This window comes from Halorubrum sp. CBA1229, assembly GCF_003721435.2.
Classification (GTDB): Archaea; Halobacteriota; Halobacteria; order Halobacteriales; family Haloferacaceae; genus Halorubrum.
The window spans coordinates 3,170,457-3,192,509 of record NZ_CP054585.1 but is presented as its reverse complement, the minus strand read 5'-3'; the positions used below and the strand labels follow the sequence as shown (position 1 = coordinate 3,192,509).

Below are 22,053 nucleotides of genomic sequence, written 5' to 3'. Positions count from 1 at the left end.
TTGAGATTAAGCATGGGTCTATCATTTTAACCGGCTTTCATTTTATAAGCACAGTCACCATATGTATACTCGATGCCAAATCTGTACCTGAAAAGTGGGGAAGAAGTCGATGGTGATAGGGTCATAATCAAGGAAAACGGGTGGGCATTCGTCCTTAGGGGGGAAGAGATAGATGCTGGATACCCGCCGAGCGAAATTGAAAAAGTAGAGGCCGACGACGACGTATATACAGACAGCTATCTTCACGAAGAGGAATACGGGGAAACGAGAAAGGCCCAGCCCGGTGAACGAGGTGAATCTGTCACCGAATTCAAACCGGTACACAAGATCGAATTGGAGTACCACGTCGAATAGTATCTGAAGATGAGCGATAGTCGGAGTTTCACGTGTACCGCTTGCGGAGAAAAGGTCTCAACTGATGTTGAGTCGACGGCGAAGGCGTTCAAGTTCCACGTCAAACGAGAGCACCGTGGGGAACTTCAGAATCTCGACGGAGTTCGGAACCGTCCGTACCGCGCGTTCCTCGATCGGGAGGACATCGACAAGATTCGCGATGACGACGTGCCGATATAGTCTACTTGTTGCTAGGAAAATTCGACCCTGTCAGAGTACTCAATCTCGTAATGATCCACATTGTCTTCGATGTCGATGATAGCGTCAATATGGAATTCATCTTCATCTAAAAATAATGACTCAAGCGTTTGATTGTGTCCGGTTTTAAAACTAATTGCAACCTCATCGGTCGAATTTGCGGTCAGGGAGTTGTTATCTAAGTGATTAAGTTTGAGTCTTGGAACGTTTTCAAGGGTCTGTAGTTCTTCCCAAGAAAATTCGGTCCCTGACGGTTCAAATCGTATTTTAGCTCCTTTTATTCTAATCACCGCAGATCGTTCCCCTTCATTAGCAAGGGTGGCAGGGCTGAATACGCCGCTCATTCTTGTTGGACCCTCATTTTGGTATACACGATTTTCTCTACTAGCAGACGATCGGATTGAGACGTTGGAACGCTTGGTTTCTATATGGCTCCGATAGAAATCAGCTCCAACGATAATTAGTGTTATAGAAGAAACAACCATACTTCCAACAATTGCCCATTCAACGAATGTTAGTGGAGGCAACATCTGTTGTGTTGACCTCCCCCTCCATAGGTATTAGCGTACTCCTGTCGAAGAAACGAATGGGATTGAACGTTCCACCTAGATCAGTGTAAACAGGAGAGCTTTAGGCAGAATAAGATTATCAACCAACATGTCTGACACAACAGACACTGTTGAACTACCAGCCAGCCCTAAAATTAAGCAACTCGCTCACGATATTGTTCGTGACGATAGGGAGGATATCGCTCCGTTACTTCTAGATTTCTACGAATTTCTATCGATACTCGACGAAGGTGGCGCAGAGAGGCCCGATCTGAAGCTAGATGAGCCAAAATCTCAGATGCCTGCTGCCGCCTGGATCGAGCTTCTCGATACAATGGAATCCGCAGGCATCATCGAGGAAGATCTCGGAAGTAGGAACACGTACGCACTGAATGAATTAGAATAGTTGCTCGGTTGAGTTAGACTAGTGTTTGAGAGGTACCCTGTAACGATTGTTTTCCAGCTCACCGCTTCTTGTAGGTTGGTATTGAATGATAAGCGATGATAGAGTGTCCCCGATTTAGCTGAAAAGTGGTTTAATAGCCGAGTAGACATAATGGTCGTCAAGTGACTGAAAAAAAGAATCAGCACTACGTTCCACAGTACGTACTCAAACCTTGGAGCGATAGTAACGACAAGATCTCGTGTTACCATTTGGAATCTGGGAGATCATTTAACGAAACCAGGCGGAGTGTCTGCTCTCGTGGATATTTCTACGGACAGAAGCACGTCGAGGATGCGCTGGGAAAGTTAGATGGGTACCACTCTCGGCCACTAAACGAAATTAGAAGAGGAACTCCAATTTCAGAGCTGTCTCCCCAGCACAAGCAACTTTTACTATCGTACATCGGAACTCAGAGAAACCGCACACGGTCTGAGAAGAAAGATATCAAATCTGGAGAGGATATGTTTTGGGAGGCAGCTGAGGTCGATATGCTAGCGGGAAAGTATGAACATATGATTGAATGGAGAAAGGAGATGTCACAGACGGAGAAGTTAGATGCGCTTGTCGATGCTTCGATCAAGGGCGTACAGCATTTCCTAATGATATCTGGTATCCTCTCGTATGGGGTCCTCGGAGATCTTGATGGAGCAATTCTACGCAACGCTACCGATTGCGATTATATCATCTCTGACACTCCAATAGTCCACGACAATCCCCGGTTCAAGGACGAAAAAGGTATGAGGATAACTGGGATGGCAGAGCGCGGGTTACAAATAATCACACCGATTGACCAACGAAGATCTCTCTTTTTGTATGACCCAATAGTGTATGGCGTGGACACTAACCACCGTAGGGAGGTTATAATCACGGAACCAGAAATTGTTGAGGAAATAAATCTCCTTCAACTTCACAATACGGGGGACATCGCCATGGAACACACGTCAAACAGTGGGCATATATCGTCCATCTCCCACAGAATTGAAGAATTTAGGAGACGCGACAGGATAGAAAAAGAGATTGGGGGAGACAACCTGCCGAGCTGGGAAATTTCCAGCGAAGACAGTCATCAAACGCCACTGAAATCTCCCGATCTACCGGGGGTGAATTCTAAATCCGGCGTACGTTATACTGACACGAGGAATGAGGAACTTTTGAGGCAGACAAAACAGATGTCTAGATATGCGATGAAGATATCAGACGAGGCTAGCGATGTTGCGCTGATTGGCGCTATTAGGTTTTTGGAGTCAAATTTGGGACTAAATTCTTGAACCTCAACTGGGGATATGCAGGTGTTCCCAAGCCTAACCGTTCAGGAAACGGGAAGTTATCAAACGCTGCGATTAGGTCTCAAAATAGATTCATTCGTAGAACTATCGACTAGTGCGTGCTCTACATTCCATCTGTGGATTAGCTTACTACCCAACTGAAGTCATGCTGGGATTTTTCTGCCGTATACCAAACGGCACCAAAAACAGCACCCAAAATGTGAATTTTGACTGCGGTTCCAGCAGGGAGCGTTCCTATAACACTGACGGACCTGAGCAGATAGAAGGCAGAGAGTGTGAATACGATAGCACTCCGTATTAGGTGATGATCTGGTTTGATCACTCCTTCAAGATTCCCTAAGGCAACCATCGTGACTAACCCGGTAGTGATCCCGCTGATTCCTGCGCCGGGAGTTTGAAAGAGAATAAGAGCAGCTACGCTGGCGCCCATCCCAAAAAATACAGCAACTCCGAGAATAAATTGGTCTCTACCTATTTGACTCTCTACCCACCATCCTGTTAGAACGAATATAGTGAGATTTCCCAAGAGATGGGTGTGGCTCGAATGGAATAACCATGAAAAAACAATTGACCCGGCGCCTAGTGCATTCGTCACCATCGTCACAGCTTGATATCCGGCGTTTTGAGACAGACTCCCAACCAGTAGCAGTTGTATAGTGTACGTGCTTAGGAAAACCATGACAAACGCGATCGTCACCGTCGGCAGATATCTTGCTTTTCGTAGTCTGTCAACTACGTACACATTAGCACAGAACTCTTCCTCATATATAATAACAAGCTGAAATGATACTGGCGCCAGCAGGGAGCCTGAGGATTTCAACAGTACCAACTAAACAGATGGCCGGCAATATTGGAATATGCCGTACGAGATCCCGTCTGTTGGAGGAGTCACTGTTGAAGTAATCGATAAGGTGACTCAAGCTGAATCACAGGACCCTGAGGTAGCTTATCCGGACGAAAAGCACTATGAGAAGGTAATATTGTTAGATAACGGATGGGCAAAGTGTATCTCTCCCGGCGATTCTCGGGACCCAGATGTGTCTGGAGACGCTGTGGACTATTTCCCGCCGAATCTTGTTAATGGAATATTCACCGTCGAAGAGTTTGAGGAAGATGAGCACACTGAGTAGGCGTGCCTCAAGGATTGTAGTTAATTCTACGAACTAGTAGGGATTCGACGCAGACGACGATCACGGCCGAGGCGCCCGAGGCCGGCGGACGGTGGCGCCTCGAGGTGCCGCGGTTGGCAAGTACGTGTGATCTTATCATTCCGGCCGTTCAGCAGCTGGAACTCACGGCGGTGAGCGCTGGTGGCGCGTGAGGAATCTACGGATGGTGTTCAACGCCCGACAGAGGCAGTGCTCGGACTCGACGAAAGGAAGGCGGTTACGGCTTTGTACCCGATGACGAGGCCGGTCACGAACACTACCGCTGTCACCCCACCAATAAACGCAGCTACAGCGCTCATGTTTGCGATTCATAGACTCTACACTATTAGATTGAGGGGGTGTGACAACGGCTAAGATGAGTTTGGGATTCTCCTAATAGAATCTCAAACTCGGTCACTTTACCATCGGTAAAACTGGTTATCACATATGTGTGTTTCAGAATCTCTGAAGTAATTCGGTCCAAAAGCGGGTAATAGCGTCGTAGACTCTGAAGTTTCACCAAGGTATCAGGAATTAAGTTGCTCCCGACAGTTTACGAATTGCTTCGCCATGATCGAAACCGATACTCGGGGACAGATTATCCGCACCCTTAGGAATTCAGACGAGCCAGCACTATCAGCGGCTGACTTAGCGGATGAGATTGGTGTCTCTGTCAAAACCATCAACAATCATCTCGACCGGTTGACCACGGATGGAAAGGTTCAGACTCACCAGATAGGAAATGCCACTGCCTACTACTTGGACACCGTGAGTGAGCCGAGAAATAGTCTTCCAGATCACACCTGCCATCGATGCGGAAGAGAGGTATACGAGGGGAAAGATTTCAGCAAAGTAGAAATTGACAAAAACATCAACGCTAGATCACCTGAGCCGTCGGTCCCGAATTTCTATATTCTGTGTCACTTCTGTCACGCGGATATCGTCGCTTGGCTACACAACGACGACAACTCGATGGGGAGCTACCCCTTCGTTGAGCGGTGGGACATCCCTGATGAACAAAAACAGGAAGTGATAGACGACCCTGAAATTGCTACTGAACCACGCGAGGAGCGCGAGTTGGATTCTGGTCTCCGATAGCGTTTGAGAAGTAATCAACTGCGAATTGATTATTCAGGTTGTTTATACTATGTGTTCCGTCGTATTTTATCGAAAATAGGAAGGAAGTTCTCAATATCGGATTTATCGACATCTCCACTGTTTAGCCGATCACGAATAACATTTGTGACGAGTACCTTGTCAAAATCACCCATTCCTTGATTATTTAGGACCTCATCCAGTTTCGATGTGATTTTTCTATTATTATATTCAACACCGTTCAATTCACAGGACCCATCATCAAGGCATTCGATGGATATATTAGAGAATTCGTCAGGAAACTCTGAAGAGTACGCTCTGTTAACAGATTCCACATAAAACGATGTAGAGAACAGGTCCTCCAATTCAATATAGAATTGACTGCCACCATCGTCTAGTTCTAACAAAATTATCCTGTCTGAGTCTACTTCTTGATGTTGTTCAATAATGGTATTCTTGGCATCCTTGCCCTCTTGATCGTTATCGAGCACGATAGCATATGAAAAATCTTCAGAAGCAACCCACTTAGCTGCGTCCGGCATATTGGGGGCCCCGTTGGTAGGCATAATTGAGACCTCGTCTGAATTGATGAAATCCATTCCAACAGATCTCAGGTAGTTGTTTATTGCGGTGAATATGTAATAATCAGTTACTCCTTCAACCAGCAGCTGCCTTTTGGAGGCAAATGGTGAGTCGCCTAATCCGATTCCTAAAGCGTTTCTAAGCGGCTTAAGAGCCATCGAATCCCCTTCTGCCCACTGGCTCGTGATTTTTGTTCCTTCTCCTGGTCGATCCTCTACCAATCTAATTCTCTCGGGGTGTTCTTTCTTAATTAAAAACGGCGAGTGCGATGAATACACAAATTGAGCACTATCTGTCATCTGCTCGATCGAGTCAAGCCAGTTCTTTTTCCCTTCGGGGTGAAGGGAAACCGCAGGGTCGTCCAATAGTAGTAGTTTGTTTTCATCGCCTTCGTTCGTCTCCGCGGTTAGGTTCGTATAGAATGAAAAGAACCATCGAAAACCCTCGCTTCTGCTTGAGGGTCGTATGAATTGGCGTTGGATATCTTTCTCAGAGTCTCCTGTATTTAGGGAGTCGTCAGCGATCTGTATGATAAACTTCTTACCTGAAATGTTAATACCAACGCTTACCGACTTTTGATCCCATATCTCATTAACGTCTCCAGAGATGTCGGCCTCTGCCCTGCGGAGCTCCCGGCTTTGCTCAAATTCATCTTTTTGATTAAATTTCTCATAATCGACACCAGCGAGTTTCAATACATTTCGAAATGTGCGGTTCTCGGGGTTTTCTAGTCCGCTAATAGCAACTGAATCTTTGATTCGGTCAAATTCACTATGATATACGATTGAGGGTAGTATTGAAGAAATATCAAACGCTAATATTGATTTGCCCTGTTGATGTAAAGTTTCGAACCTAGATCTCGCATCAGTCATAATTGGGTTGGCTTCAATATCTATACTGGCGGATGCGGAATCTATGCCAGAAATCAGGCTTTCTAATTGATTCAGGTGCCACTGAAGATTGTTAGATTGGCCCTTATCCGTGATATTATTTACAGAATTCAGCAATTTATTATCGTAATATTGTGTGAATTTGTCGGGTATATTCTGTTTCGTCCTCATGTTTTCATCAAATTCTGAGACGGCATCGATAATCTCATCTATTTTTTTATCCGCTGACATGGGGTGTTCCCCTGACTTAGTTTCGAGACGTCGCGTTCCATCAGAGAACTTCACGACATACAGAGGAGTGTCCAGTTCGATGGCATCAAACACGACAGAATCGGATTGATCTTCTGTGACCAACTCAATCCGTACCATTTCAAATTGGTCTTCATCTGGCCTCTGATTGTAGTTCTGATCACGTTCGTCAATCTCCTCATCATCTGAAACGGAAGCTAATGCGCGGAGGAATGAGGTTTTACCACTCTCATTTTTTCCCAATAATGTGGTAATGTCTGACTCAAGATCTACCCAGCCGGTATTAATGATTGAACGGTAGTATTTGACTCTAGCCCGTGAAACAATCATAGAATCATTCTAATCGGCAACCAAAATAAAACACAGGCAATCCAGAAGTGGTTGCTCACTATTCATAGAGTCATGATAATGCTACACCGGCTACTCACCGAAATATAAATTTCATGCCCGATCTAGCGTACAGTATACGGGAAGTAACCGAACACCTGGATTAGGACTGAGACTACGCCTACTTGCAGGATCGTAGGTCAGTACGGACTCGGGGACTGTGCCTGCGGCTGGAATACCGGACTGGAATCGTTGCCCGCTTCGGCACTTCCGGAGACGAACGAGATCTTCTCGCGCTCCCGTTCCGCAGCTGCTGGCGACATCTCACCGAGGTAGTGGTTCCGGAACGTCTCCCAGTCTTCCCATCCACCCCACGACATCACAACGGCCGGGAGGACGCCGCAGTCCCACAGGAGGTGGCCGCCCCAAGTACGTCGAAGATCGTGGACGTCGAGGTGGGTCCATCCCTCATCGCCGGTGGCGGCGTAACGCGACTGGGCCGCTCGCTTTACCCACCGGTAGATACTGTTCGGTTCGACTGAGACGATCGCGTCGTCGGGGTCTCGCTCGTAGGCGAGCGTCCGGACGGAACTGGCGAGCTCTTCTGGGATGGGTGTCTCGCGGTACTTCCCGCGTTTCGCATAGTCGTTCCACACTCGGAGAAACCCATCCGGCGCATGGGAGAAGTCGTTCGGGGTGACACTCGCGATCTCCTCGCGTCGCAGCCCGGCCTGCGCGCCGAGTCGGAAGGCGATCTCTTGCTCGGGCGACTTCGCCTCGTTGATGAGGGCGCCGACCTCGTCGTTCTGCTCGGTCTGGTTGAGCCAGACTCGCTTCCCGTCTCGTTCATCGTAGTCGCCGAGTCGCATAGTAGGATTAACTGGTTAACGCTACATAAAACCATGCAAGACCATGGTCTCAGGGTCGTCTCGACGCGCCGATCGGGGCGAATCAGTAGGCGAACAAGGGATTCGCGTGCAGGCCGCTACGCAGGTAGAGCTCTAAAAACTGAATCTGAGCCAGCTACTGAACCGGCTCGACCGTCACCGCATCGTCTGTGTTATCGACGCGTAGGTACGCGTCGGCCAACTCGTCGTCGTCATCTATGAGACCCCACTCGCGGAGTGTGTCTTTCGGGATCGCAACACCTCCACTCCCGCCGAGGTCTCGCAGCTTCCGAATCTCGCCAGACATCACCTTAGACTCACCCTGAAGCGACTTGAAACCTTGCACGTAATGCCCGTATTGAGTTTATTACCCCACATTCTCGGGGTTATAGAACTCGCAGACACCGATTTCGGACCGCACCATGCACCAGGTGTGTGACGCCGGAGGTGACGCCCTCGCGTGAGTGGCGTCTCCGACGGTACTGACGGCGCGGAGAAACGGCGGCGGAAGGGATGGCGAACTGCTTTTCGGGGGACTGACTCGTGAGCGACGGACCGCGTGGGCTCGTCGTCAGCGATCGGTTCGCCGAGTATCTCCAGAACTTCCGGGAGCGGCACCCGCTCGATACGGATCTAGCGGAGAAGTACGGTCTATCCACCGGCAACGGATGTTTTCGCAGACAAATGACACTGGCTCTCAGCGGCGGCGATGGGGGTATCGTATGAATATCAGAAAGGTCGGCTTCAGCGCGCTGATCGCGGTCCTAGTCGTCTCCTCGATGGTGGCGACGCCAGCGATGGCGGCCGGCGGACTCGCGTGGGGTGCCGACTCGAAGGCGCCGAACCCCGCGATCTCGGCTGACGTCACCGTCGACGAGTGGGACGGCGCCGAGTTCGACAACGCGCTGCAGTACTACGACGACAGCGGTGAGCCGGCACAGCTGCCGGCGTCAGTAAACGAGTCGAACGACAACCCGATCACTGTCACCGCGACGGACATCGACTTCGACCAGCGCGATGAGTTCCCGCGTAACGACGACGAGGACGGGGACAACTCGGCGTCCGCGCTTGACTCGAGCGAGTGGACCGCCAGCGGCGCGACGGTCAGCGACACGACCACCGCGCCCTCGACCGACGCGCTGAACTACGCCGGGACCGCCAGCTCGGACTCGGCGACGTACGGCAACTTCTCCAACGACGACGCGGAGAAGGGCTACATCACGATCGCGGCGGACGTGATCAGTGCGTCTGGCACGCCGACGCTTCGCGTGAACGACGCTGACGGCGACTACGTCGAGGTGGAGTTGTACAACAGCTCGGCCGACGAGGACGCCGATGCGGTCCTCGCCAACTCAACCGGTGAGGGGCAAGTGCTGCAGGCCCAGATCGGCGACCTTCCGGTCCAGGGTTCCGGTGACGGGACGATGGACACGGCCGAAGAGGTCGTCATCAGCGGCGACATCGACGCTGACTTCTCCGTGATCGACACCGAGCGAACACGAGAGCTCCAGTTCGGTGAGCGGCTCGAGGACACTGACGACGATGACGAGCTCGAGACCGTGACCGTCACGCAGCCGAACGGTGCGTACTCGGTTGCTGACATGGACGGCTTCGACGAGGTCATGGACTCGGCTGTCTTCCACGGCGTCACCGTCGACGCGGTGTTCCAGGCCTCTGATCTGCAGGATGACGGCGACGTGAGCGCGTCCTTCACGCAGGACAACGACTACCCGAACTGGGATCAGGTTGCGAGCATCGACTACAAGATCGAACTACCAACCGGGTTCGACCTGAGCTACGCGAACACGGAGCTCGTCGACGAGCCGACGCTGCCTGATGAGCGGTATCAGACTGTTGAAGTCGCCGAAGACGTCGGCGACACCGACTTCGAGGACATCGACTCGTACAGCGACGTGACCGACTCGTACGGATCGAGCGAGGTCACGCTCGATTCGACCGTGTCGAGCGGCACTGAGTACGCGGTCTCGTACAAGCTGACGCTGACGAACGGTGAGGTCGACGCGATGCAGATGACCTCGGGTGGCGGTGCCGGCCCGATGGCGGGTAGCAACGGTGGTATCGTCGGCTTCCTCACTTCGCTGCCCGGGATGCTCATCGGCGGTGCAGTGAGCTTCCTCGGCCTGCGCCGGCTCGGGGTGTTTTAAGATGTCAGCGTCCGACGAGCTCCCGAGCGGTGAGGACCCGTCGCCGAATAGTGTCCTGACGGGCACGATCGGCTTCCTCAACGCGGGCGGAGATCTCGGGACGCTGCTCCAGGGCGCGCTGTTCGGGACGCTCGTGTCGGTCTCGCAAGGCGGCATCAACCTCATTCAGTCGGCGTTCAACCTCGTGGTGACGCCGATCGACCTGCTCGTCGGTGCTTCGTCGAGTTTCGTCGAGGCCGTGCTGATCGAACCGCTCGGCATCGTCGAGACCGGCGCGGAGACATCGGCCGATGCACTCGCTGCACAGTTCGGCATCTTCGGGTTCATCGTCGGCATCGCAGTACTGCTCGGTGGGTTCTACCTCATCATCCAGTACCTCGAGCGCCGCGAGACGTCGGACATCATCCCGATTCCTGGCGTGCCGGACGCGCCGGATATCGGGCCGATCGACCCGGGAGTGACCGAGGAAGGAGAAGACGAGGAGGAATGATGAGGCGCCCATCGCGCTCCAGTGACGCGCGAGCGGAGGTGGAGAGCGGTGGCTAACGACGAGATCGCGGACCGAGACGGTGGCGGCAGCAGCACCGACGACGCGTCGCTCACGAGTATTGACTTCGGTGCGTTCCTCACGGACTCGAGCTCGCTCAAGGGCGTCGACTTCCGGTCTGCGTCCGGAATCAACGTGTTCCGCGTGGCGCAGGCTGCCCTCGGTGCGATCGTTTTCGCGTGGGCGTGGGGTGTGAACGCCCTGATCGCCGCCATCAGCGAATCGTACGCGCGTCTGGTCGACGGTATCGGTGACTTCATCGGCACTGGCCTCATCGAGGCGACACTCGGCCTCGGCATCACCGCGATCGAGGGCGTCTGGACGTTCGCGTTCAGCGAGTTCGGCGTCCTGTCGTATCCCGTCGCACTCGTGACTGTTCTGGCGACGTTGTACGTCGCCGAACGCGGGATCACTACTGCTCAGGAGGTGCTCCGCTGATGGCGGGGCTCGACGGCGGTGGTGGAGAGACGTACGACGGCGACCCCGACGATGTCGAAGACATCGATGACGGTGGCGGTGGCGGTGGTGGCGGCGGTACCTCCAATTCCGGCTCTATTACGGGGTGGGGCGACCTCTCGCTTCCGGCAGTGCTGCAGAGCTTCCTGTCGAACCCGCGAAACTTCATCATCGGCGCCGTTGCCACGACGCTGCTCGAGCAGGTCTTCGGGATCGTGACCACGATCCTCAACGTGATCTTTCTCGTGCTCGGTGGGTCGGCACCGGGTCGGCTCAACGCCCCCGGAGAGACGCTCGGTCTCATCGATGTCCCGGTGTTCGTCGCCGACCTGTTGGCCAGCATCGGGACGGACGTCGGCAGCGCGATCTTGCAAGCGATCGGGTCGCTGAACGACCCGGTGTTCGCGCTGGCGAGTAACGCGGGACCGGCAACGCCGGTGATCATCACCGCGATCGTCGTCGGCGAGGTCATCGTCGTGCTCTGGCTGCTCCAGCGGCTGGTGTTCGTCGTCGCCGACGTGCTGCAACTTGGAGGGCTGACCGAATGAACGTCAAACAGACACTCAAATCCCCGGTAGCGAAGGTAACCGGCGGGCTGACAGCGATCACCGCGATCGCACAGCCCGAGGTTCTCTACGCCGTGGGTGACGCGCTGATCGCGTCGGGACCACAGCTGTTCAGTGTGGTCTCGGTCTCGGCGCTCACTCTGCCGCAGATCCTGCCGCCAGACTCGACGCTCGACTGGATCGTCGTGCTGGCGGCGCTGGTGTTCGCGGGCTACCTGCTCCGGGAGATCAACGACAACTTCGAGGAGAGAGGACTATGACACACGATAACGCGGACGAATCGGTGTCGAATCGTGCAGCAACTAGCGGGGGTGCCAGCTGATGACGGCCGGAGTGACGCTCGGGCTCGGTTTGGTAGCCCTCGGTGCGATCGTCTACTTTGTCGGGGTCGACTCGACGAAGGCGGCGGCCACGAAGGCGGGCGGTACGGTCCGGAACAACGTCAACCGCAGCGTCGCGGTTGGCGCCGGTGGTGCGCTCGCCGGGCTGCAGTTCGGTGACCAGCTGGTGAACGCGATCCTCACCGAGCCGGGCTTTGCGCTCACCGCCGTCGCCGGAGTGATGGGCGCGCTCGGCATCGAGGGGTTCCTCGGAGGCATCTCGGGGCTTCAGTTCCTCCTCATCGGGCTGATCGCGTTCGTCACCCTCTACGCGGTGTTCGGAGGTGACGACTGATGTCGGTGCTGCCGCAGTTCCGGGTTGGAGAGCCTACTCCAGCTCGCTACGGCGTGTGCGTGCTCCTCGGACTCATAGGGATCTTCGTGGCGGGAGCCATGTTCCAAAGCGGAGCCAGCACGCCGGTCGGATTGTTCGCCTTCGGTGCCAGTCTCATCGGGAGTGCCGGATGGTTCGGGCTCGCGTGGCTCGAAGCAACCGAGCTCGACGAGCTGGAGGGCGGTCGATGAAACTCGAGACACGCCGCACGATCCGGCGCTGGCTGCTCGATCTCCCGGATCGAACGCTGCTCGCGACTGGCGCCGGCTTCCTCGGACTGTTGGTTCTTGGAGGCGTCAGCAGCACGGACCTCGTCTTCGGCGTGGGACTCGCCGGCCTACTCGGAGTCGTCTACATCGCCGGGAACGTCGACTTCGACGCCTGTCCGAACTGTCGGATGGAGGTCTGCGCGACGGATGACCGTTACTGCGCGACCTGCGGTGCCCGCCTCGACGAGCTTGAAGCGGCGCCGCCGATCGACGAGCGCGTCGACGAGCGGCACCGCCCGGTCGGCCTCGAGGAGATCGAGCGCTCGCCAGAGCTGGAAGCCATCGCCGACGGCGGCGAGTTCGGTGACGAGGAGGTTGACCGATGACTCGAGGCGCCGCGGTCGCCGCGGTCAGCCTCGCTGTCCTCCTCGTCGCGACGATGGCGACGCCCGCACTGGCGGCCGTGGCGCCTCCCGGCGACACGAGCCCACAAACAAACGGCTCGGAGGTCTCCTCGGCAGGGCCGTTCGACATCGACCAGCTGCGGAACGGCGGCACGCAGCCCTCTGCGGCGCCGCCGAGCGTGCGCTACGTCGGTGACACGGAGATCGATGGCGCCATCGCCGTCCGGTACCGGCCGGCCGACCCGCTGTCGAACGACCCGATCTACTTGGAGGGCGGACAGACCCTCAACACAGACCAGATCGAGCTGTACAGCACCGTCTTCGGCGACTCAACCGGCGAGTACGAGCTCGTCATCGTCTACTGGCAGCCGGAGAGCCGGCAGACCGAGAACGGGACGGCTGTCGACGTCGCCGCGAACCAAGAGGTACAGCGGGCGACCGTGACGGTCGAAGACGGCTACGCGAACGCGCCGGTCGAGCTCAACAGTCACTACGACAGCAACGTTCAGGCAACGATGTGGCTCGAGCAGGACGGACAGGCCGTCGATGGCGCCCGCTGGCGCTTCGAGCACGCGTCGGCGCCGGCGAGCCAACAGGTGACCATCGAGACACAAGCCGACGCGTGGTGGTACTCGTTCCGGACCGCGATCCTTCCAGGAGTCGCGTCGATCATCATCGGACTCTCCGGTGCGAAGGCGACACTTCGACTTGCCGGGAGAGGGCCGGGATACTCGCTCACGTCGTGGGGGATCGCCTCGGCGATTCTCGTCACTGGCGTCCTCGGCGGCCTGTACTACGAGGTGGCGACCGTCGTCGCGAACCTCGACGTGCTGATGGGGCTCTCGTTGCTCCCGATCGCCTACGGCGGTGGGTTGCGGATGAGCCCGCCGACCGAGCGGATTGCGTTCGTCCGCAAAGAGCTCACCGACGCGGTGAGCCTGCGACGCGGCGAGACCGATAAGGAGCCCGATGCACTCGCCGACGGCGGCGAGGCAGCGGGGGGCGTGACTGACTCGGTCGAGCTCGGCGAGGACGGCTACTTCGATGAGCTCTACGAGCAGCTGGCGATCAAGACCACCATTCGCGCTCCGGACGGCGGACGGATGGTCCCAAAGAAGGGGATCCGGCCGTTCTTCGCGCGGCTGTTCGCGAAGGCCGCCCGCCTCGACCTCTCGCAGCTGCGGACGCGTGTCCGCGTCGAGGGCGACGCCACGCAGAAGGTCTACGTCGACCCCGACGAGGACAACGCGGTCCGGCACCGCCCTGCACACCTCCGACGGCGGATGCCCGTGTGGCACCGGCTTCCGGAGCCGGCGGACGGCGAGAGTCTCTCACCGATCACACGCGGCCTCTACGGGCTGCTCACGGTCGCCACGCTCGGCCTCCCGGTCATCGGCTGGTACGCCGGCGAGGCGGCCGCGAACATCCCGACGGTTGGCGCGTTCGCCGGCCTCGTACTGCTCGCCGTCGAGAGCTACGAGGCAGTTGACGGCGCGATCGACTTCGAGCCGGCGCCACGCCACGATCTGACCGCGGACGCCTCGCTCACGGTCATGCAGAGCGAGCACGCGGACGCGAAGCTCCTCGAGGACTACGAGGAGATCGCGTGGAGCGAGCGGATCAAGACGGCGCTGGAGGCTCGCGACATCGACTCGCGGCGCGACCGGTCGATGATCCAGACGTTCCTCGAAGACGAGATCGGCGTCTCGCTGGAGGCGCTCGGTCTCGACGACAACGCCGGCACCGATGTCGAAGCGGAGGACACCGAGTTCGACTTCAACGAGATCGACCCGCAGCAACCAGAGGAGCCGGCAGCGCGTCGCGCGGAGGGTGACGATGACTGATGCTGTTCCGGGCGGCGTGGAAGCGGCGCCGTCCCGAACCACGCGGCCGGCGCTTGACGTTCTCGACAGGGACCAGGACCGGCTGCTCTACGACGGCGACCCCCGCCGGGAGCCGCCGATTCAGCCGCTGACTGACGGGTTCGACAGCGCGTACATGGCACTGTCGTGGTATCAGGCTGCGGGCGTTCGGACGCTCGGCCACGTCGAGCGCGTGCTCGAGCCCTCTGACATGATGCCGATGTCGGGGCTACTCGAGAAGCTGCTGACCGTCGACGAGGGCCGGCAGTCGGTGTACGTTCGGCGGCGGCTCGTCGAGCAGCTCGACGACGCGTGCGACCTCGCGTACCGCCAGTTCCGCGAGCGGGCCGGCGAGCGCGTGGAAGACGCTGAGGGAGAGACTTGGAGCGACGTCGACCCCGATGAGGAGTCGAATCCGCTGATGCGGCCGGCGTTCCGCCAACTCGACCAAGGGCAGGCGGCGGCGCTGATGGATCTGTGGAGCGGCTTCGAGGACCGAGAGGCGCTCGGGCGCTGGGTGCGGTCGCTGTCGGCGCCGACGAACGGCGAGAAGCCGGCGGGCCTTCTCGACGAGATCGTCGGGAACCCGCCGCTTCTCGAGGCGCTGCTCAACCAGCGCGAGCAGGAAGCGAAACTGACGCGGTATCGGTTCGCCGTGGCGGTCGTGATGCCGTCGTTTCTGGCGGCAGCGCGGACGCTGAACGGTGGCGAACGGACCGACAGCAGCGGGAAGACTAAGGGTAATTTCAGCACATGAGCAAGTCATTCAGCGGACAGAGGCGTACCGAAAAGAAGCGCGACGAGATCCTCGAGCAGCTTCACGAGGACTTCGAGCCGTACACGGAGTCGAGGCAGGCGATGTATCACGCCGGTGAGGCGTCGTGGGAGCGGCTCTCGAAACGTGGGATCCACAACGACGGCAAGATCCTTCACGAACACTTCTACGACGACGACGGAAACCAACTCCGGCCGTTCTACAAGAAGCTCGAATCGCTGTCTCGAATCGCATGCCGGGAGGGTGTTGAGAACACCCACTGGGTCTACCAGTACCCAGAGGCATACCTTGACGCGCTGATCCACGTTGACGACGCGGAGCTGTGGGCGCTGGAGCGCGGCGATCTCGACTCGGATATCATCGCCGAACAGCCGATCAAGCGGCGGCGTGTCTTGGAGTGGCTCGCGAAACCCGAGAACGAACATGTCCTGAAAGCGCTTCACGACGGTGGCACGGACATCTGGGCGCACTCAGAGCCCGGCGAGGGGAAGACATCGTTCGCAAACATGGTCGGCGGCGTACGGATGCCGGAAGTGAACAACGAGACCGTCTTGTGGATGCTGACGCTTGATGAGCTGGAGTGTCTTCCGCTGGCGCCGTTCATGACGATCGCGGTGCCGGAAGGAGTCGAGATCGAGGTTCACGCAAAGCCGAGAAACCCGACGCTCCCGACAGTCGAGATCGACCTGACCGACGTCTTCCGGGACATAGTGACGTACACGACGCCGCGAGACCTCATCAACAAGATCGTCCCTGGCGGGCTCTACGCGGTGCTTCCGGACCCGCTGTTCCGCGGCTGCGAGAAGCTGACCGCGACGACTTACACGCCAGCCAGAGAAGCCGAGGAACTCGCCGAAGTGACGCCGCTGCGGGACATCGCATTCGCTTTCCTCGAAAGCCGGGCGAAAGACGACGACTTCCTTCACCCGACGCTGATGGTAAACGACGAGTTCAGCGACCTTGTGCCGCTAAACCCGGAAGCTGACGAGAACGACCTGAACCGGAAGGTGAAGCGCTACCCGGTTGCGCAGGGGAAAGCGCGGAAGAAGAACTTCTCAACGATGACGTTGTCCCACAGCGTTGCCCGCGTCGACGAAGGTGTCCGCGAAAAGACTCGTTGGTTCGTGACGATGCCGAATACACCGCCCCCGAGCTCGTCACTCTCCGGGATCGGGAACGTCCCGATCGACAAGAACTACGTGAACAACTTCGCCGACGAGGTCGGAAAGGGCGTGATCTGGCGGAACCAGAACTACGCGCCGATCTCGTGGGAAAATCCGTACCGACGGTACAAATTCAGAGGCGAAATCTCGGTGAGTTACCCCCGCCGAGAGGAGGCGCTCGATGAACTCTGAGCGTCTGAAACCCCTGAATATCGGCTATTCAGCGGTATGGAAAAATAGGGAACCTCGGAGATCGGTCGGTACGAATCCGCTCGCTGCCGCTCTCAGCAGGCTGCGTACGCGCGCGTACCTAATGGGAACGCAGGGGGGAGGGTGAGCCATGCCTGATTTCAACACTAATCCAGACACTGGGACAGACGCTGACGAAGACGACGAACAGAACCTCAAACAGCGCGCGAAAGCGTACCTGCTCGCGGCGTACGCGTACGTCGCTGGCGCGATCTCACAGTCGGTCGAAGAGATCGCGCCGCAGCTGCGGAGCGTCTCGCTCCCCGGCGTCTCGTCGCGAGCGGCGAAGTCGCTCTTACTCGCCGGCGTCCTCATCACCGCCGCGGTCGCGATGCCTGCTGACCCGTTCGGCGGCGGTGAAACCACCGTCGAGACGCAGGATCCGGTTCAAGGCGAGACGTACGAGGCGACAGAGCAGGCACCGAGCTTCGACGGCGAGTCGATGAATCAACTGCCGAGCACGTTCACGGATGCGGCTGCAGAGGCGCCCGAGCCGCCCGACAAGGTGCGCGCCTCTGCGGGCTCGCAGACGATGAACGTGCAGACGAGCGTGGTCGACGGCGAGCCCGCGATCGTGCTCGAGGACGAGCGTACGCACGAGGGCCGCTGGGTTTCCATCGATACCGCGTGGTTCGAAGAGCACCTCGGTGAAGTGCCGAACGCGGCGTTCATCACCCACGAGAGCGGTAACGAGTACGCGGCACCGCTGCAGGTGCGTGGCGACTCGGCCGCGTTCTACGTCCGCGAGTTCTCGACGAACACGGTCACGTTCGACGGCGAGGTCCAGCTCTCTGGTGCGCAGGCTGGCGACGGAAGCCAGTTCCAGTACGAGCTCGCCAACACGAGCGGTGTCAACGATCCATCGATCAATTTGACCGGTGTAGAGAATACCGCGACCGCGTCGACGAGCGTATCCGCGACGAACGGCGACACGTTCCCGATTGACGTCGGTGGAACCGCGTCGCCGCGAGACGAGACGGTTACGCTCACAGGTATCGAAGAGACGTCGAGCGGCTCGCTCTCGCCAGGAACTGTCTCCGACGGCTATTCGACGACAATCGATGTCGGCGGCAACCAACCCGTGGAGTCGGAGACGGTCACGCTCACGGGAAAGGGGTCGACGACTCAACAATCAAAATCCGGTTCGGTCAACGGGGGATCCGACTCTTTCACCGTTTCGCCGAGCGGAAATGTTCCACCCGCCGGACCGTCGGGATCGGGCGACCCTCAAGCGATTATTGAAAATGGGGTCAAATCAGACATTACGTTAGGTGTGAGAGGTGCAGGCGGGCAGGCTTGTCCCGACTCGTGTGTCGACGAGATCCAAGTCAATTCGTGGTCGATCACGACTGAAAGCGGGGACACATACGGCTCAACTACTACCAAACAGGTGGACGTCAGTAGTGTCAACTGGCACGTTCCAAACACCGGTAATATCGACACGCTTACGATGGACGTTTTGGTCGACGCACCGGGTAACTCCGGAGAATCTGGGGAGTATTACATCTATTTCGCGAACGGTGATATTGGCTCTGACGTGATTAATAGCGAATATGAGATCGCGTATAATATAGAATATGAGACATATGGGACCACAACGACCCATACCTTCGGACCGGCTGATGTGCCGGTCACAACTAATGACGCGACTGTCAATCTAAACACCGGAGGGGAGTCGGTCACGCTTACGGGCGGGTCGGATCAGAAATCGATCTCGCTCTCTACTGGGAGTCAAACAGTCAGCTTTGATTCAACCGGAAAAGCTGACGTAAGGCTTGAATGGACCGATCGAACTCGGACTAAGGATCCGTCGGTGACGATCGGGGGCTCGACCGTGTCGCACACGGGGATCCTCGAACCGGGATCGACGACGACAAAATCACTCTCGCTCTCGCCGGGATCGTCACAGTCAGTAAGCGTCTCGACCACCGGAAACGTCGGCGTTGATGCGTCGTGGACGGAGGTAACGGCGACGGAGGATCCGTCGGTGACGGTCGGCGGCTCGATCGTCTCTCACACGGGCGTGCTCGGGCCCGGAGAGACGGTCACGGAGTCGGTCTCGCTCTCGACCGGGTCACAGTCGGCGGACGTGTCAGTTGACGGTCCAGTAGACGTGGCCGCGTCATGGACCGAGGTTTCCGAAACACGCGATCCCGTCGTGGAAGTGAACGGCGAAACCACCGGCATCGCGGGCACCCTCTCCGATGGTGAAACCGCCTCGCTCGATACGAGCTCAGCATGGCTCCAGGAGGGAACCAACACCGTGACGATCTCTACCGACTCGCCGACCTCTGGTCCGGCGAGCCTCGTCGGGTTTGAGTACAGCCACGGCGCTGAGACGACCGTCGACGCGACTGTCGACGAGACGACGTGGAGCCAGAGCACGAACGTCACGAAGACGTGGGCCGGCGACAGAGCGAACGCCACGGCCACGATCCCGATGAACGACCGTGTCGTCAGTATCCGCGACGTGGAAATGCGGACCAACGGCACCTCGTGGCAGACGGTCGCCGAGAGCGAGCGCACGTTCAACGGCACGGACCTCACGGTGCAGCTCGGCGATATTTCCGAGGGGACCACCACCGAGGTGCGAGCCACCGGAAGCAAGGTGCGTGTCTCCGACGGCGCGATCACCGTGCTCGACCCGTCGACGAACTCGGCGACGCTGAACACGCGCATCCAGATCAACGATGCTGGGCCGGACTTCGCGCTCTCGGTCGACGAGACGACGTTCGCGAACCGCGTCCACTACGCGGAGAACGCGACGTGGGGCGCGGCGAACGGCTCGACCACGATCTCGGCGAGCGGCGAGCAGACGTTCACGCTCCCGGACGCGACCACCGGCGCGGAAGCAACCGTGCGCACGTGGCCGGTCGAGGTCGCGCCCACGACCGGGCAGGTGACCGTGCCTGAGCTCGAGGGCGACCGCACAGGGCCCGGTATCGCCGTGCGCGGTGACGGGAACAGCGAGGTTGACTACACCTTCGTCGACGCGAAGGATGCGACGCCGTACATCCTCTACTCGACGACGAACGGGATCGTCCGCGACGAGGGGCTCGCCTCCTCGCCGATCACGCTGACTGACGACAACTCCGACGAGACGCTCGTCTTCCAGGTCGACGACGGGAGCGCGAGCGGCTCCGGCTCGGGTTCGGGCCCGACCGGGAGCATCGGTGGCGGCGCTGGCCCGATGGACGCCGCGAGCGGCGGGTTCACCGCGCTGCAGGCGCTTGTCCCCGACGGGTCGACGCTGCTGCTCGTCGCGACGCTGCTCGGCGGGCTTTTCGTCGTCGGCCGCCGCAGCGGCGTTATCACCCCCGAGCGACAGCAGGCCGCGACGAGCGCCGCTGGCTCCGCGCTCGGCACCGTCAACTCGCTCGTCGAGCGCGCCCTCGACAACGAGATCGTCGTCGGGGCGCTGATCCTCGGCGGCGGTGCGTTCGTGCTCGGCACCGACTTCCTCCCCGAGCAGACGCGGCTGATCGTCGGGCTGGCTGCCGCGCCCGTCGCGATGTATCTCGCGCTCCAGCAGTTCGGCCGGTTCGACTTCCGGATCTGGGCCGGGAGCACCGCCGTCATCGCGTTGCTTGGGCTCAACGTGCTCGCGCCTGGTTTCTTCCAGACGATCGCCGAAGAGGCCGGCATCATCATCGTCATCGGGGCGATCTACCTCGGCTACCGCGCCATCAGCGCGTACCGCGAAGACGCCAGCACGCCCGACGAGGTGACGCGTCTCGAGATCGACGCCGAGGAGCGTGATGACTGATGTGGGGGTTCCTCGGGAACCACCTCTCAACCTCGCTCGTCGTCGGCATCGGCGCGATCGTCGTGCTGCTCCGGTTTCGGCGGTGGAAAGCCGTCGGGGCGGCCGCCGCCGGCATCTTCTCGTCAGCGGCGAGCATCGCTGTCGCTGTGGTGGTGGCGATGTTCGGGCTCGTCGCGCTCGGCTACTGGGAGCCGCCGATCGGCCAGATCGTCAGCGATGCGCTCGGCGCCGGACGAGCTGCCTACGACCTCGTTGGCGAGTGGGTGCTCGAGCAAACTGTTGAGCGGCTCGAAGACATCGCGGCCGCATAGCTCTCCGTTGAGAGCAGCGGCCGTTTCTCGGCGCGTGCTGCGGCGCTGTGAACCTTCAGCCCTCGCTAGGTTGTTGGGAGCGAATTAACCCAAGCTCCGAATATGACGCAGGTGGTTATCTGGTCAAAACTACTCGACAACCCAGCCGATGACCGCCCCCTTCTGGTGGTGCGGGTGTTGGAGACCGTCGAATTTTGCGATTGCGACGGTCTCGATGTCGATGTCGTACCAGTATTCGATGTCGTGTTCGAACTTCTCCGCGATTCGTTCGGCGCGGAGCTGGTCGTACTCTTCTCCCTCTTTCTCGTAGTAGATGCCGAGAAGTCCGCATGGGGAGTCGAATGCGGATTGCGTGAGTTTCTGAGCGTCTGTGAGCAGCGACGACGAACTGCGCTCCGGGAACGGGCTGAAAATGCTTTTGTACATGTTTGGGTCGATATTTCCGTTGTCGAGACGGAACCGGAGCAGTTTCGCCTCTACGGGTAGTGTTCGGTTGCCGGTGTCGATCACGAGATCGCAGCGGCGGCCACTGTCGGGATAGCTGACTTCTCGTTTAATGTTTGTGGGGGTCGCGCCGTCGGGTGAGAGAGCAGTAAGAATCATTTCCAGCTGACGTTCTTCCTCGAATGGTCCGAGCCCGGGATCCCATCGTTCATGTTCGGCTGTCGCATCCACGTCGGGGATTACGTCAGCGAAGTCTTGAGCAAGATCTCCAAGTTGTACTGATGGAGTCGGCATGGGTAGGGCTTTTTTCGAGGTGTTCTCAGAGTTACGATGAATATTCTAATTCGGTACCTGAGCTTGCCGAGAAATATTAT

The 22,053-nt window shown here is 57.9% G+C and carries 24 protein-coding genes; 18 read left to right on the top strand and 6 right to left on the bottom strand.

Features of this window, described 5'->3' with window-relative positions:
- The first annotated feature begins 72 nt into the window (after nucleotides 1–72).
- Nucleotides 73–354, top strand: a complete 282-nt coding sequence (locus Hrr1229_RS16015; protein WP_148041723.1) for a hypothetical protein — start codon at nucleotides 73–75, stop codon at nucleotides 352–354.
- Between the two features lie 230 nt (nucleotides 355–584).
- Here Hrr1229_RS16015 and Hrr1229_RS16010 read toward each other — a convergent pair whose 3' ends face one another.
- The gene (locus Hrr1229_RS16010) at nucleotides 585–935 is read right to left on the bottom strand and encodes a hypothetical protein (RefSeq protein ID WP_148041724.1); all 351 of its coding nucleotides are present in this window, start codon (nucleotides 933–935) and stop codon (nucleotides 585–587) included.
- Nucleotides 936–1,248: 313 nt separating this feature from the next.
- Here Hrr1229_RS16010 and Hrr1229_RS16005 point away from each other — a divergent pair, with 313 nt between their 5' ends.
- Together Hrr1229_RS16005 and Hrr1229_RS16000 are read left to right on the top strand one after the other, a co-directional pair.
- Nucleotides 1,249–1,545: a hypothetical protein gene (locus Hrr1229_RS16005; RefSeq protein WP_148041725.1), complete on the top strand. Its 297-nt coding sequence runs from the start codon at nucleotides 1,249–1,251 to the stop codon at nucleotides 1,543–1,545.
- A gap of 161 nt (nucleotides 1,546–1,706) precedes the next feature.
- Entirely contained in the window at nucleotides 1,707–2,852 is a 1,146-nt protein-coding gene (locus tag Hrr1229_RS16000; protein ID WP_123111972.1) for a DUF4238 domain-containing protein, read from the top strand.
- Nucleotides 2,853–2,991: 139 nt separating this feature from the next.
- On the opposite strand, the gene Hrr1229_RS15995 is transcribed toward Hrr1229_RS16000, so the two are convergent.
- On the bottom strand, nucleotides 2,992–3,612 hold the full coding sequence (locus Hrr1229_RS15995) for a rhomboid family intramembrane serine protease (protein ID WP_148041726.1): 621 nt from the start codon (nucleotides 3,610–3,612) through the stop codon (nucleotides 2,992–2,994).
- Nucleotides 3,613–3,727: 115 nt separating this feature from the next.
- On the opposite strand from Hrr1229_RS15995, the gene Hrr1229_RS15990 reads away from it, so the two are divergent.
- Together Hrr1229_RS15990 and Hrr1229_RS15985 are read left to right on the top strand one after the other, a co-directional pair.
- Entirely contained in the window at nucleotides 3,728–4,000 is a 273-nt protein-coding gene (locus tag Hrr1229_RS15990) for a hypothetical protein (protein ID WP_148041727.1), read from the top strand.
- A gap of 588 nt (nucleotides 4,001–4,588) precedes the next feature.
- Nucleotides 4,589–5,116: a winged helix-turn-helix domain-containing protein gene (locus Hrr1229_RS15985; protein WP_123111974.1), complete on the top strand. Its 528-nt coding sequence runs from the start codon at nucleotides 4,589–4,591 to the stop codon at nucleotides 5,114–5,116.
- A 47-nt stretch (nucleotides 5,117–5,163) separates the two neighbouring features.
- On the opposite strand, the gene Hrr1229_RS15980 is transcribed toward Hrr1229_RS15985, so the two are convergent.
- The 3 genes from Hrr1229_RS15980 to Hrr1229_RS15970 all read right to left on the bottom strand — a co-directional run bounded on the left by Hrr1229_RS15980 (nucleotide 5,164) and on the right by Hrr1229_RS15970 (nucleotide 8,355).
- The gene (locus tag Hrr1229_RS15980) at nucleotides 5,164–7,164 is read right to left on the bottom strand and encodes an AAA family ATPase (protein ID WP_123111975.1); all 2,001 of its coding nucleotides are present in this window, start codon (nucleotides 7,162–7,164) and stop codon (nucleotides 5,164–5,166) included.
- Nucleotides 7,165–7,361: 197 nt separating this feature from the next.
- Complete coding sequence (locus tag Hrr1229_RS15975) at nucleotides 7,362–8,030, bottom strand: site-specific integrase (RefSeq protein ID WP_123111976.1); 669 nt, start codon at nucleotides 8,028–8,030, stop codon at nucleotides 7,362–7,364.
- Between the two features lie 154 nt (nucleotides 8,031–8,184).
- On the bottom strand, nucleotides 8,185–8,355 hold the full coding sequence (locus tag Hrr1229_RS15970) for a hypothetical protein (RefSeq protein ID WP_158606055.1): 171 nt from the start codon (nucleotides 8,353–8,355) through the stop codon (nucleotides 8,185–8,187).
- A 415-nt stretch (nucleotides 8,356–8,770) separates the two neighbouring features.
- On the opposite strand from Hrr1229_RS15970, the gene Hrr1229_RS15965 reads away from it, so the two are divergent.
- The 13 genes from Hrr1229_RS15965 (at nucleotide 8,771) to Hrr1229_RS15910 (ending at nucleotide 21,235) form a co-directional block, all read left to right on the top strand.
- Nucleotides 8,771–10,213 carry a hypothetical protein gene (locus tag Hrr1229_RS15965; protein ID WP_123111977.1) on the top strand — a complete coding sequence of 481 codons (1,443 nt, stop codon included), beginning with the start codon at nucleotides 8,771–8,773 and terminating at the stop codon, nucleotides 10,211–10,213.
- A 1-nt stretch (nucleotide 10,214) separates the two neighbouring features.
- Entirely contained in the window at nucleotides 10,215–10,703 is a 489-nt protein-coding gene (locus Hrr1229_RS15960) for a hypothetical protein (protein WP_123111978.1), read from the top strand.
- A gap of 48 nt (nucleotides 10,704–10,751) precedes the next feature.
- A complete protein-coding gene (locus Hrr1229_RS15955) occupies nucleotides 10,752–11,198 on the top strand; it encodes a hypothetical protein (RefSeq protein ID WP_123111979.1) in 447 nt (148 codons plus the stop codon).
- The gene (locus Hrr1229_RS15950) at nucleotides 11,198–11,764 is read left to right on the top strand and encodes a hypothetical protein (RefSeq protein WP_255212534.1); all 567 of its coding nucleotides are present in this window, start codon (nucleotides 11,198–11,200) and stop codon (nucleotides 11,762–11,764) included. Before Hrr1229_RS15955 ends, Hrr1229_RS15950 begins: the two co-directional genes overlap by 1 nt.
- On the top strand, nucleotides 11,761–12,042 hold the full coding sequence (locus Hrr1229_RS15945; RefSeq protein ID WP_123111980.1) for a hypothetical protein: 282 nt from the start codon (nucleotides 11,761–11,763) through the stop codon (nucleotides 12,040–12,042). Before Hrr1229_RS15950 ends, Hrr1229_RS15945 begins: the two co-directional genes overlap by 4 nt.
- A 61-nt stretch (nucleotides 12,043–12,103) precedes the next feature.
- A complete protein-coding gene (locus Hrr1229_RS15940; protein ID WP_123111981.1) occupies nucleotides 12,104–12,457 on the top strand; it encodes a hypothetical protein in 354 nt (117 codons plus the stop codon).
- Nucleotides 12,458–12,555: 98 nt separating this feature from the next.
- Nucleotides 12,556–12,687 carry a hypothetical protein gene (locus Hrr1229_RS18275; protein WP_255212533.1) on the top strand — a complete coding sequence of 44 codons (132 nt, stop codon included), beginning with the start codon at nucleotides 12,556–12,558 and terminating at the stop codon, nucleotides 12,685–12,687.
- Nucleotides 12,684–13,091 carry a zinc ribbon domain-containing protein gene (locus Hrr1229_RS18270; protein WP_255212532.1) on the top strand — a complete coding sequence of 136 codons (408 nt, stop codon included), beginning with the start codon at nucleotides 12,684–12,686 and terminating at the stop codon, nucleotides 13,089–13,091. Before Hrr1229_RS18275 ends, Hrr1229_RS18270 begins: the two co-directional genes overlap by 4 nt.
- Nucleotides 13,088–14,953: a hypothetical protein gene (locus tag Hrr1229_RS15930; protein ID WP_123111983.1), complete on the top strand. Its 1,866-nt coding sequence runs from the start codon at nucleotides 13,088–13,090 to the stop codon at nucleotides 14,951–14,953. Before Hrr1229_RS18270 ends, Hrr1229_RS15930 begins: the two co-directional genes overlap by 4 nt.
- Complete coding sequence (locus Hrr1229_RS15925; protein WP_123111984.1) at nucleotides 14,946–15,728, top strand: hypothetical protein; 783 nt, start codon at nucleotides 14,946–14,948, stop codon at nucleotides 15,726–15,728. The genes Hrr1229_RS15930 and Hrr1229_RS15925 overlap by 8 nt, the downstream gene beginning before the upstream one ends.
- Nucleotides 15,725–17,101 (top strand): hypothetical protein, encoded by a 1,377-nt coding sequence (locus Hrr1229_RS15920; protein ID WP_123111985.1) that lies wholly within the window; start codon nucleotides 15,725–15,727, stop codon nucleotides 17,099–17,101. Before Hrr1229_RS15925 ends, Hrr1229_RS15920 begins: the two co-directional genes overlap by 4 nt.
- Before the next feature lie 148 nt (nucleotides 17,102–17,249).
- Nucleotides 17,250–20,924 carry a hypothetical protein gene (locus Hrr1229_RS15915; protein ID WP_148041728.1) on the top strand — a complete coding sequence of 1,225 codons (3,675 nt, stop codon included), beginning with the start codon at nucleotides 17,250–17,252 and terminating at the stop codon, nucleotides 20,922–20,924.
- A complete protein-coding gene (locus tag Hrr1229_RS15910; protein ID WP_123111949.1) occupies nucleotides 20,924–21,235 on the top strand; it encodes a hypothetical protein in 312 nt (103 codons plus the stop codon). The genes Hrr1229_RS15915 and Hrr1229_RS15910 overlap by 1 nt, the downstream gene beginning before the upstream one ends.
- Before the next feature lie 129 nt (nucleotides 21,236–21,364).
- Here the strand turns inward: Hrr1229_RS15910 and Hrr1229_RS15905 are convergent, their stop codons facing one another.
- Nucleotides 21,365–21,973, bottom strand: coding sequence for a transcriptional regulator (locus Hrr1229_RS15905; protein WP_123111950.1), 609 nt, complete (start codon nucleotides 21,971–21,973; stop codon nucleotides 21,365–21,367).
- Nucleotides 21,974–22,053 lie beyond the last annotated feature (80 nt).